Source organism: Microbulbifer agarilyticus (genome assembly GCF_020171345.1).
Classification (GTDB): Bacteria; Pseudomonadota; Gammaproteobacteria; order Pseudomonadales; family Cellvibrionaceae; genus Microbulbifer; species Microbulbifer agarilyticus_D.
Genome location: NZ_JAIUZM010000002.1, coordinates 781,443 through 792,738 on the forward strand (window position 1 = coordinate 781,443; position 11,296 = coordinate 792,738).

Here is an 11,296-nt window from a genome sequence, read left to right on the forward strand (position 1 = left end):
CATATTGACCATGCCCGCTTTAATGATCCAAGGGACAACTTCAGACGCAGGTAAGAGCACCCTGGTCGGTGCGCTCGGCCGCCTTTTTGCACGCCGAGGTGTTCGGGTTGCCCCCTTCAAGCCGCAAAACATGGCTTTAAACAGTGCGGTTACCGCTGACGGCGGCGAGATTGGTCGCGCGCAAGCATTGCAGGCTCAGGCCTGCGGGGTCGATCCGCATACAGATATGAACCCGGTATTACTGAAGCCCGCATCGGATACCGGCGCGCAGGTGATTATCCAGGGCAAGGTGCTCGGCAATATGCAGGCCCTGGATTACCACCAATACAAAACGACCGCAAAAAATGCGGTACTGGAGTCCTTCGCAAGGCTCACGAATGAGTACGATTTGGTCCTCGTTGAGGGCGCCGGGAGCCCCGCGGAGATCAACCTTCGCGACAACGATATCGCCAACATGGGCTTCGCCGAGGCCGTCGATTGTCCGGTGGTACTCATTGCCGACATCGATCGCGGTGGCGTATTCGCGCACCTCGTAGGCACACTCGAATTACTTTCCCAATCTGAACGTGACCGGGTCGTGGGATTCGTCATCAACCGGTTTCGGGGTGACTTGGCGTTGTTACAGTCGGGCCTGGATTGGCTGGAAGAACGGACCGGCAAACCGGTACTCGGCGTACTTCCATATCTGCATGATTTGTATCTCGATGCAGAAGACGCGATTAGCACCCAGCAAGCGCGTCACACACCGAAATTGAAGGTGGTTGTACCGGTATTGCCTCGCATCAGCAATCACACCGACTTTGACACGCTGCGTTTGCATCCAGAGGTTGATCTGCAGTTTGTGAGCGTCCGCGAGCCACTGCCCGCGAGTGACCTGGTTATCCTGCCGGGCAGTAAAAATGTGCGCGCAGACTTAAACCACCTGAAAGAAAACGACTGGCAATCTCAGCTTGATCGCCACCTGCGCTATGGTGGCAAACTGATTGGTATTTGTGGCGGACTGCAAATGCTTGGTCGCAACGTATGCGATCCAAAAGGTGTCGAAGATTTGCCTGGCACGCAAGCAGGCTTCGGTTATCTCGACTACACGACGACGCTTACCCCACAAAAAGCCCTGAAGAATGTTTCCGGTGTACTCGCCCTGAAGGGTAATTCGACGGACATTCCTGTACAGGGATATGAAATCCATTGCGGCATTTCCCATGGGAATGCTCTGAACAACCCGGCCATATTTATTCGAGATGAAAGCGGGATGAGGGCAGAAGGGGCCGTCAGTGCCGACAATCAGATTCTTGCTACTTACATCCACGGCCTGTTCGACCTGCCAAAAATCCAGCAAACCATTTTGCACTGGGCGGGACTGGAGTCCAGTGTTGCGGTGGATCTAACCAAGCATCGGCAACACCAACTCGACCGTCTCGCAGATATGGTCGAAGAGCACATGTGCAAAGATTGGCTCAAGGAATATGCAGCGCACACTTTTTAAACTTGTAATTACTGCCTGGATCCTCGCTATCGCAAGCACCGTTTCCGGCACTGAGCTGGCAAATGCGTCAATACGTGTGCAAGGCGCTGATGGCGTGTGGTTGGAACTGAAGCAGCCAGCAGAGCGAATCATTGCGCTGGCGCCAAGTATTGTCGAAAACATTTACAGCGCGGGAGCAGGGGATAAGCTCATCGCCGCAATCGGCAGCGATTATCCCGAAGCTGCGCGTCAGCTACCCGAAATCGGCAACCATCAAATCATCAATTACGAAGCGCTGCTTGTTCTAAAGCCTGACCTTATTATCGCCTGGTCGTCAGGGACAGGCAGCCGCAAAATAGAAAAGCTGAGAGAACTCGGCTTCACGGTGTTCGTCACCGAAACAAAGTCCCTGCAAGATATTGCGGGTAACGTTCGCACCTTTGGCGAAATCGCCGGCACCAGCAGCGTTGCAAACCGAGCGGCAAATGATTGGACCCGGCGCCTGCAAAATCTGATGCGCGGCAGCAAAGATAAACAAAATGTAAGCGTGCTATATCAGGTTTGGCACAAGCCGTTACAGACACTAAATGGCGACCATTTGATCAGTGATATCATCGAGGCTTGCGGCGGCCGCAATGCCTACGCCGACGCCGCCGTACTCGCGCCTCAAATCAGTGTTGAATCGGTACTGGATCGAGATCCCGAAGTCATTATCGCCAGTGGTCTCGGCGAAACACGCCCCCAATCACTGGATGATTGGAGACGTTACCCGGGACTCACCGCGGTCAAAAACAACAATCTCTACCATGTACCACCAGATATCATCCAACGCCACACAATGCGCGTTCTGGATGGTATGCAGCTGGTCTGTGACCAGCTCGATCAAGCCCGCGATAGAACTATGTGACCAGCTGATAATTAAGCCACTCGCATCTATTTCACATCCCGCTGCTTACCACTTTTCGCGCGAACTCGACTTTCCGTGTGGACATAGACCGTGTCGGTGATCGCCATACTCGAGTGACCCAAATCCTCTGAAAGATCTTTTAGCGCGCGGCCGCGCTCCACCTCCATACTTGCGCCGGTATGCCGCAACCAGTGGCTGGAAGCCTCTTTCAGCTTGTACGCATGATCTTCTCCCTCAGCCTGCCGCATTTCTTCATAGGCACGGTCGAAAACCTGTTGCACCACACGGGTAAGTTGTCTGGACGTCATGCCGCCCTGACCGCGAATCTTCTCCACGATCGGCTGATTTTCGCCCGTGGAGGGAAAAGGGCTCATGCCGCGGTATGCGCGGTAACGCTTGAGGAACGGGATAAAGCTATCTGGCACTGTGATATCGCGTAATTTACGGCCTTTTCCGAAGATCTTTAGCCACCAGTTGGCGTCTGAATCCTGCCAAAAATGGCTCATGACCGGACTCCATTGCGCACGCTCAGACAGCTCGGAAATCCGCAAAAACAGTGTCTTTAAGGCACAGATTACAAACAAGCTGCGCTCATAGATCGGATCTTCATCGGCCATGGTCAACGCGACATCGAACACGTATTGCCACTGCGCTTCGGTTAACCGACGGACTTCCTTAACCTGTGCGTCCTTGATGAAATGTCGGCAATCGCGCTTGGCAATCTGCGCGGGATTACCGTACAGATGCTCCTCATTCATTAAGTACTTATAGAACGCGACAATCCCGGTAAAGGTCGCTGTTAAGGTCTGTTGGGATGGCTTGTATTTGCGCTTATCCGGCTCAGAATTGGTGTTTTCGAGACTTTTCGGCACTTTCAGCTTAAATGGAGCCCAGGCAGGATTGGCTACAAAGCGACCATTGTTGAACTGAAACTTGTCGTGATTTGCCAGACAGATCCAATCAACCGGTGGCTGCCAGCAGAAATCTGCGTACTCCAGAATGTCTGCCTTACGTAGCCGCTCCATGGGCAGGCCCTTAACCAGGAACAGCCACAGGAGAAAACGCTCGGTTTCGTTACGGAAACGTGTGTAGGTATGTTCAGACTTGTTGCGGCCGGTATAACTGAGAAACTCCTGGCCCCAGAGCCAGTGCGGCCGCCACCAGGATTCGCCATTCTGGAGAAACGTATGTAGATCGGGATAATCGTTAAAGCTCAGATCCTTAAGCTCACTGTATGTGGGATACAGCGGGACGGGTTGTGGGATAGCCATAGATACGCCTGAAAGTCCGGATTTCAGTAAAGAAACCATTCTAAGGCCTTAAATACGCTATGTCGAATACTAAAGGGTATCGGAATTAAAATACGGTATAAGGACCCCCAGCTTAACCAATTCTCCGTACCACGGCCGCAGCCCCAGAAATCATTCGATATCTAAAACCTCAAAATCGCCGGGCTTCCACTCCTTCGAAAACCATCCTTCAGTGGGACCGTAGAGCCTAAGAATCGCAAACCAACCTTTGCCGGGCACTGTTTGTATCCAGTTCGTTTTCGAGCCCGTGGGCGGCTTGGGGCCAAAGTAGAGATCAACCGATCCGTCAGGGTTCGTCTTTAGGTTGTCTCGTTTATTGTTCTTTGAAGGAAAGGCCTGATCGGTTTGTAACTCAGATCGGGTTTGCGGGTCATAAATCACAACTGACCAGAAATCTTTGGCGGGAACATTCTTGGGTACTTTTAGTTTGTAGTGGCGACCTCCATCGAGAAACGCGCCCTTCGAATCGCGATATCCAATTGCGTACTGTGAGCCTGCACCTGGAATCTTAAGCACCATTGCTGGCGTATTCACCGTGGCCTGATAGAAGAAAACTGTGCGAGCATCAAGGTTGCGCCCACCTTCACCCTTCTCACCGCGCAACCATTGATAATTCCCACCAACAAAAGCGCTGTACCATTGCCGGTCATCGTAAACACGTGCCTTCTCATATCGGTTGTCAAACATGATCGCCCTTGCCGTACCGTTTCCGATGGCAACAGCGTCTGTCAATATCTTCCGCATGCGATCATCTGGACGAAAAGGTATACCTTTTTCGATACCAATCGAGGACGCAAGTCCGCGTAATTCTGGGTCCAGCATCGAGATCGGCTCACGCTGAATCACGTCGTCAATTTCTTCATAAAAATCATAATTATTTGCGTGGATCGTGTTAAACGGAATCTCAGATAAGGAAATAAACTCCATTTTTTGGGGCCGCTTTCTTTGCGCGTATGGATAGATACGGAGCCCCTCTTCATAGCTTCGAACCGCTGCATCCGTTTTACCATCGACAAGAAATCCCCGAGCGATCAGCCAATTGACGTAGCTCGTGGATTTGGCAACGAAGTATTCCTCCCCATCCACCTTAGCGGCATACCCACCCTCCGGCGGATCAAGCTCCCCCTGGTAATCCGGCGGAAGTATCAGGTAGCGACCGCCCTGCCCCTTATCTAGCCCTGGCGCACCCATGTCGACTACAAAGCGGAAGAAGGCATCATTCACGGTACTCGGGCCGATCCCCGGGGGTATCTCAACCACCACGGGACCCGCCTTCTTCAGATCGAAGAAAGCCGAAGCGTAAACAGTGTCAGTATTACCGGTTAGAAATAATGGTGTAGAGTCCATGAGCTTTGTCATGACTCCAACTTTGTTCATGGCATCCACACCAACCGATTGGTGGCCAAGATAAAGTGCCTGCAGCGATGCCATAGGAATGAAGTTGAGGAACACTTCGGTTCCGCGGATAAAATCTAGGTGGTTGTAGAGCTTTTCAGCGGTTTCTGGCGTCGGCCTGCCATCTTGAAACTCGAGTACACCGATTGATGTTTCCACGCGCTCTGGCGTCAATATGTTCTCAGGGATAGGTGTATTGTAGCCAGGTCTAACGGGCTCCGTTGCCATCGCCTCGATCAAAAACAGGCACAAAACGATCAAAATGGAATAAGAAGTCGCACGCATGTACTTTAACCACCCTTCAACCCGGCCGCCACCGGGCAAAATAATCATGTATCACAAGTCAATACTAGGCTGAATGGGTGTATATGAACCGACAACTAGCGTACTAATCGACCCCAGCTCGAAAAAGAGGCTTCAATTGGTGGGCTTTCGTGTGAGGGCAAAATGCCTAGAAAATGCGATATGAAGTCAATAGTGGCAGCTAGATCTACATAGCTGAACAACAGAGCGAACTCCCACATCTACTGGATGCCAAGAAACAGCGCTCGATCCAGGCCTTGCTACGAAACCAACCAGCCCAGACCAAAGATTACTGCCGCAGCGAGTATGATCAATAGCCCTCGCATCATCAGGGATCGTGGATATTCTGCCTCACGGTACAGGAGGGAGTAAGGTATTCCGGTAACGGGCCCTAGAAAGATGGTAACCAGCCCCCAGAGCCAGCGCTGGTTTCCTATTGCTGTGAGCGCAGCCATCAAACCCCCAAACCAGCACAAAGTAATTCCAACAACGAAAATGACAAATGCCGGAATCGTGACCCACTGATTCGATATGAAATATTCCAGTAACGCCTGCTGACTCATTCCCCTCCCTCCTCGTCGATTACATAACGCCCAACGCAAAGAAATTGGCATGATCTATGCGACTGACCCATTCCATCATACCATCACTCTTTCCGCTAGCCGCCGCTCTTCAGATGACGGTCAAACCAATCGATCATCTCCTGTGAGACATTTATGGGCGGTGCTTCTTGGAACAGACCCAGATCATGGCCAGCATCCGGTATTGTGATCAGCCGTGATTCCACCCCCGCCTCCTGGAGGGCACGGTACATAGCTTCGCTCTGGCCGTATGGCACCACGTTGTCCTTTGTACCATGGACCAATAGCACGGGAGCATCATCCACTGTGACATGTCCTACCGGAGACGCTTCACGGTAGAGCTTACCTTCAGCGGAATCTGGCCTCATCTTCTGCCAGTACACCGCGCCTAAAAATGAGGCAACCACATGGCGGGCACCTTCGGGGGAACCAGCGAATGAAAGTAAATCACCCGGTCCCGCGAGTGCCACTACAGCCTGTGCCCTTGAGCTTTCATTGTGCAGACGGCGTCCATCGATGGCACTATCCTCGTCGAGGGTTCCGAGCATATGGGCAAGGTAAGCACCTGACGACATGCCCGCGGCCCCGAGACGATCGGGGTCAACCCTATACTGCTCACTGTTACGGCGGATAAAACGCATAGCGCGCCTGACATCTTCGACGGCTGCAGGGTAATGGAAACGTGGTGCCGCGCGATGACTAATTGCAAACACCGTATAGCCCGCATCAACCAAAGCCGGTGCACCGAATTCCGGAAACATCGCCGCTTCCCTCAGCGGCTTAGCATCATATGACAGTTCCTGATGCCAACCATTACCCATGATGAATACGACACCTTTACCGTTAGGCGAGTCAGGGTAGTGTATATCCATCAATAGCGCCAATCCGGAATGCATACCGAATACGACATTTCTATCAACCCGGGACTGGGCGTTGGCATTGTTCACAAGAAGTGCAGCAAGACAGGTGCAGATAAGGACTGAAAGAATGCGCATGCGATTCTCCGTTTTGACTTGTAAGAAATCTAATATTTTTGACTCTTTTCTGTGAAACAGTTCAGCTATCTATGCACGATCTAATCCGAACCCCAGCGGCTATTGAACCCCTTTGGGACTTAACCCGCTTTTGCACACACCTAGTTGTTAGCATTTGATTTTACACTCAAATTCTTCAGGTGAAATATACCCTATTGACGAGTGCGATCTCTGATTATTGTAGTAGCGCATATATTCGACCACTGTCGATCTTAACTGTTGTGCAGAATCGAACACCTGGCGCTTAATACGCTCTGTCTTGAATTGATGAAAGAATGATTCAATGAATGCATTGTCATTCATATTCTTCACCCGATTCATACTCTGACAGATTCCATATCGACGCAATCGCTCACGATATTGGCCCGACAAGTACTCACTGCCACGGTCAGAGTGAAAGATCAGCTCCGAATGATGCCCACGGTTTCTCACCGCCCGATCGATACTAGCTAGTGTCAGTGAGACATCCCTTCTATCACTAAGGGACCAAGAGACGACCTTCCTGCTGTAGCGATCCATGATCACCGACAAATACTGCCAGCTGCCATCCCTGAGTTTTATATAGGTAACATCACCCACCCACAGCTGGTTCGGTCGCGTCAGCTTAATCCCCTCTATCTTACATGTGATCCCGTAAACATGCCTGTAGGTACCTGGCCTAGCTGTGTAGATCCGCGATTTTACGGCCCTGAGACCATGATTTCGCATGATCCTAGCCACCCGTTTTTGACCTACGTTAATACCTTTCTTTTTTAGCTCTTGGGTGATCTTGGGACTGCCGTAGCAGCCATCATGCCGGTTAAAAATTGATCTTATATGTATAAATAGCTCGCTATCTTCTTGGCGACGCTCACATACACCACGTCGACGCCAAGAATTGTAACCATCTCGAATGACGCCATAGATACGGCACATCATGGCGATGCTATGTTTCTCTCGATTTTGATTTATGAACTCGAAGATTTCCCTTTTTGTCGCAAAGAGAATTGGATGGCTTTTTTTAAAAGGGCATACTCTTCTTGAAGCAGGCTATGCTCCCGCTCCAACTTCCTGAGACGTTTCAGCTCCGACTTTACCTCAGGATCTATGTGGATGTTTTTCTTCTTAGCCATGATCTGCCCCCGTCGCATCTCCATGCACCAACGATAAAGCATCACTTCATGGATATCGAGAGCTTCAGCCACATGTTTGGCTAGTACACCGGGGATATCGGTTAGCGAAACTGCTGTTGCTTTAAAATCGTCGTCGTAGCGGTTGTAGTGCTTTCTTCGTGCCATAAGACACCTCCATTCCAGTTAGGTGGAGGTGTGTGCAAAAGCGGGTTAGGTTCCGAGTCAACTGCTTGCGCTTGTTATGAGTACCTCCAGGAGTAGCAGCGCAACGAAGAGAAAAAAGAATATGAATGATGTTTCATACCTTCTTTTTACTCGTCTTTTAGACGCTAACACTTCCTTTGGTAGATCCTCTCGCTCAAGTTCCGCATTGCCAAATATCAGCCCCCAATAATAGTAGGAACGGTTGAAAAGCGAAAAATACTTTTTGTGAAGATCCGGACGTTCGTTCTTTACAGCCTTTAAGAGGCTCCTGCCTGAAACCGTGGCAAACAGAAACAACCCAAACCCCAAAGCAAAACAAATTATTCCAATAACTAGCATGCCGTCAGTACGTACTCATAACGCCGTGCTCAGGGACGGCTTACCTCGTGCGCCTTTTGCGCGAAAATAGGAGCGCAGCGACTGCGCAAAAGGTGCATGAGGTAAGACGTCCCCTGCAGCACCTTGTTACGTGGTTATGGCACGGACTATGACTCTCGCACATCGTTCCGGGGCCGTTTGAGCAATGAAATGCCCACCTTCTAAAGATTCAATACTTAACTTCGGATAAACATTACCCAAAACTTTGATCGCATCATATCCAACCAAGCGATCATTTGTCGGTCGAATATACACGGCCTCAGTTGATAGATGACCTTTAGGCCTATCAAGTTCGGCAATATTCAATAAACGTCGTTTTAACACACTTGGCTCAACCTCTGTAATGGCTTGGCGAACTTGCTCTATTAGCACCCTATTACCACGACCGTCAAAACATAGCGTTTTCATAAGCCAATCTGGAAAAAAATTTGGCTTAAGAAACAACTCCGGCAGTAGTGCAGCAAGTCTTCCAAGCCTTCCGGGGCAGGAAATAAAGCTAGCTATAAAAACCACCCTCGAAACTCTGCGGCCAAGGATATTGCATAGTTCATACGCAATTCTTCCGGAGTATGATTCAGCAACCAACACAACGCTTGAAGATCCAATGTGTTCAGCTACCTCTTCAGCTTGCTGGTGGTAGCTCTCGCCCTCTATTTCATTGAGGCAAACCACTTCGCGGTCTATTTCTTTAGGAATATTCTGAATTAGCCCTTTGAAGAGCAAACCTGTTCCATCCATTCCTGGTAGAAATACAATTTTCAATGGTTGGCTACCATCACGTAACGCCGTGCGCAGCGGCGGCTTACTTTGTAAATTTTTTGCGCAAAAATAGGAGCGAAGCGACTGCGCAAAAAGTGCATAAAGTAAGACGTCGGTCTGCCGCACCTTGTTAAATGCATCAATCTATGCCGCCAGCATCCATACTATGGGAACCACTACCAAAATCCGAACCAACAGATGCTACATCATTGCTGCTAAAGTTCGAATTTCCATAAAAGTGAAGATTTCCCACTTCACCACGCATTACTCCATAGTCACATGCCTCGCCAATTTCATTGTGAAACTCATCAAAGTCCTTCTTTGAGCAAAAAATTGCAATTGCGTAGCAGGTGTAAATGACTGGCAGCCCATTTCGCTCAATCGTAGCCCTCACCTGTTTCGGGCGATATCTTTTAGACTTCCCATAGTCTTTCGCTAGCAATCTTGGCAATTTACGTAAATACGATTTTATTGCTCTATTTCGTTTTATCTTTCGGATAAATTGCATTGCTAATTCCTTTTGGCCATTTAACGCCCACAGCAGGGGCGGCTTACCTTATGCGCGTTTTGCGCGAAAATGGGAGCGTAGCGACCGCGCAAAACGTGCATAAGGTAAGACGTCCCGCAGAGGCCCGTAGGGCCATAGCTTTACTGCCTGTGTTTGTTATGCATAGCTGACTTTAGTGCCATTTATGGATAAAAACCCATCTTTCTCAAGGCCTTTAACTATGTTTTCAATTTTTGATTCTTCTATGCCGCCTTGAAACTGAAACATTGCAGCAATGAAATTATTTAAAGACTGAGTTTTAGCTGGTTTTGACTTTGCCAACCGCTCTTTAGCATACAAAATGAGTTCTTTGCCACTAAGATCTTTGTTGTTTTCTGACACCTTACTCTGCTTGCTTTCTGAGGTGTCAACTGACCTTTCAGTAGGACGCAAGGTTTCTTCTTCTTTTATAGCAGCCTGAATAAGATACTGAGCGAGCTTCATTTTCTCTCGATACGTAAGCTTATCGCTGGCAAGTTTTATTACTTCATAGCTCATTCAAATTTTCCTCATAAGAAATTGAACATTATTGTTTTGGTATATTTATGCATAACGGCGCGCTCAGGGGCGGCTTACTTTGTGCACTTTTTGGGCGAGAATGCGAGCGTAGCGACAGCCCAATAAAGTGTACAAAGTAAGCCGTCACCTGCAGCGCTTTGTTATGGTTTACTCTGTCGCTGAGGAACGGAGTAAGCAACACCACGGCACTCCATATACTGATTGCACATTCCGCTTGCTACTTTACTGCAAGCCTCTACAACGACACCATTCCCGCCCAAACTGTGTGTCCTTACTTTTAGATCTTTTACCAATCCACGCTTGTTCGGCTTTGGTTGATCTATACGCTCTTGACAATATGAAGCCTCAACAAAGCCCAGCATCACGGCATCATACTTAGCAATTTGAGCGGGCGAGTACTCTTTTACAACAGTACCTTTCACTCTATTTTCAGCATACGGGCCTAAATTTGTACTGAATGTTATACCACTACATGCAGCTGCGAGCGTCGAAAAAATTATTATCAGCATCTTCATTATTGGTATCTTCCATAACGCCGCCAGCAGGGGCAGCTTACCTTGTGCGCGTTTTGCGCGAAAATGGGAGCGCAGCGACCTGCGCAAAAGGTGCACAAGGTAAGCTGTCCCGCGGAGGGCCACAGGCCCGTAGCTTCATTGCCTGGCTTTGTATGGTTGTTCTTATCGTATTTTGGCGTTTTACGCCCTTCTCGCTAACGGGTAAATTGAGACCCACCTTCGGCGGCCACCGAAGGCCTTGTTTATCACAGTTCGCTGCCTGGCCGG

The 11,296-nt window shown here is 49.5% G+C and carries 12 protein-coding genes; 2 read left to right on the plus strand and 10 right to left on the minus strand.

The window, feature by feature from the left end; genetic code table 11:
• The first annotated feature begins 10 nt into the window (after window positions 1-10).
• Window positions 11-1,486: a cobyric acid synthase gene (locus LCM31_RS10425; RefSeq protein WP_224869809.1), complete on the plus strand. Its 1,476-nt coding sequence runs from the start codon at window positions 11-13 to the stop codon at window positions 1,484-1,486.
• Window positions 1,467-2,372, plus strand: coding sequence for a cobalamin-binding protein (locus LCM31_RS10430; RefSeq protein WP_224869811.1), 906 nt, complete (start codon window positions 1,467-1,469; stop codon window positions 2,370-2,372). The genes LCM31_RS10425 and LCM31_RS10430 overlap by 20 nt, the downstream gene beginning before the upstream one ends.
• Before the next feature lie 26 nt (window positions 2,373-2,398).
• Here the strand turns inward: LCM31_RS10430 and LCM31_RS10435 are convergent, their stop codons facing one another.
• The 10 genes from LCM31_RS10435 to LCM31_RS10480 form a co-directional block, all read right to left on the minus strand.
• Complete coding sequence (locus tag LCM31_RS10435; RefSeq protein ID WP_224869813.1) at window positions 2,399-3,643, minus strand: tyrosine-type recombinase/integrase; 1,245 nt, start codon at window positions 3,641-3,643, stop codon at window positions 2,399-2,401.
• Between the two features lie 150 nt (window positions 3,644-3,793).
• Window positions 3,794-5,410, minus strand: coding sequence for a DUF1254 domain-containing protein (locus tag LCM31_RS10440; RefSeq protein ID WP_224869815.1), 1,617 nt, complete (start codon window positions 5,408-5,410; stop codon window positions 3,794-3,796).
• A gap of 230 nt (window positions 5,411-5,640) precedes the next feature.
• Window positions 5,641-5,943, minus strand: a complete 303-nt coding sequence (locus LCM31_RS10445; protein ID WP_224869817.1) for a hypothetical protein — start codon at window positions 5,941-5,943, stop codon at window positions 5,641-5,643.
• 95 nt (window positions 5,944-6,038) lie between these two features.
• Window positions 6,039-6,956 carry a prolyl oligopeptidase family serine peptidase gene (locus LCM31_RS10450; RefSeq protein ID WP_224869819.1) on the minus strand — a complete coding sequence of 306 codons (918 nt, stop codon included), beginning with the start codon at window positions 6,954-6,956 and terminating at the stop codon, window positions 6,039-6,041.
• A gap of 147 nt (window positions 6,957-7,103) precedes the next feature.
• Window positions 7,104-7,982 (minus strand): IS3 family transposase, encoded by an 879-nt coding sequence (locus LCM31_RS16445; protein WP_224869858.1) that lies wholly within the window; start codon window positions 7,980-7,982, stop codon window positions 7,104-7,106.
• The gene (locus LCM31_RS10460) at window positions 7,943-8,272 is read right to left on the minus strand and encodes a transposase (RefSeq protein WP_224869821.1); all 330 of its coding nucleotides are present in this window, start codon (window positions 8,270-8,272) and stop codon (window positions 7,943-7,945) included. The genes LCM31_RS16445 and LCM31_RS10460 overlap by 40 nt, the downstream gene beginning before the upstream one ends.
• 504 nt (window positions 8,273-8,776) lie before the next feature.
• Window positions 8,777-9,574, minus strand: a complete 798-nt coding sequence (locus tag LCM31_RS10465) for an alpha/beta fold hydrolase (protein ID WP_224869823.1) — start codon at window positions 9,572-9,574, stop codon at window positions 8,777-8,779.
• Between the two features lie 13 nt (window positions 9,575-9,587).
• Entirely contained in the window at window positions 9,588-9,956 is a 369-nt protein-coding gene (locus LCM31_RS10470) for a DUF6559 family protein (protein WP_224869825.1), read from the minus strand.
• 156 nt (window positions 9,957-10,112) lie between these two features.
• Window positions 10,113-10,493 carry a hypothetical protein gene (locus LCM31_RS10475; RefSeq protein WP_224869826.1) on the minus strand — a complete coding sequence of 127 codons (381 nt, stop codon included), beginning with the start codon at window positions 10,491-10,493 and terminating at the stop codon, window positions 10,113-10,115.
• Window positions 10,494-10,654: 161 nt separating this feature from the next.
• Window positions 10,655-11,029 carry a hypothetical protein gene (locus LCM31_RS10480; protein WP_224869828.1) on the minus strand — a complete coding sequence of 125 codons (375 nt, stop codon included), beginning with the start codon at window positions 11,027-11,029 and terminating at the stop codon, window positions 10,655-10,657.
• Window positions 11,030-11,296 lie beyond the last annotated feature (267 nt).

Coding starts and splice junctions, on each gene's coding strand:
- LCM31_RS10425 (WP_224869809.1), top strand. CDS start 11: ATGCCCGCTTTAATGATCCAAGGGACAACTTCAGACGCAGGTAAGAGC.
- LCM31_RS10430 (WP_224869811.1), top strand. CDS start 1,467: ATGCAGCGCACACTTTTTAAACTTGTAATTACTGCCTGGATCCTCGCT.
- LCM31_RS10435 (WP_224869813.1), bottom strand. CDS start 3,643: ATGGCTATCCCACAACCCGTCCCGCTGTATCCCACATACAGTGAGCTT.
- LCM31_RS10440 (WP_224869815.1), bottom strand. CDS start 5,410: ATGATTATTTTGCCCGGTGGCGGCCGGGTTGAAGGGTGGTTAAAGTAC.
- LCM31_RS10445 (WP_224869817.1), bottom strand. CDS start 5,943: ATGAGTCAGCAGGCGTTACTGGAATATTTCATATCGAATCAGTGGGTC.
- LCM31_RS10450 (WP_224869819.1), bottom strand. CDS start 6,956: ATGCGCATTCTTTCAGTCCTTATCTGCACCTGTCTTGCTGCACTTCTT.
- LCM31_RS10460 (WP_224869821.1), bottom strand. CDS start 8,272: ATGGCACGAAGAAAGCACTACAACCGCTACGACGACGATTTTAAAGCA.
- LCM31_RS10470 (WP_224869825.1), bottom strand. CDS start 9,956: ATGCAATTTATCCGAAAGATAAAACGAAATAGAGCAATAAAATCGTAT.
- LCM31_RS10475 (WP_224869826.1), bottom strand. CDS start 10,493: ATGAGCTATGAAGTAATAAAACTTGCCAGCGATAAGCTTACGTATCGA.
- LCM31_RS10480 (WP_224869828.1), bottom strand. CDS start 11,029: ATGAAGATGCTGATAATAATTTTTTCGACGCTCGCAGCTGCATGTAGT.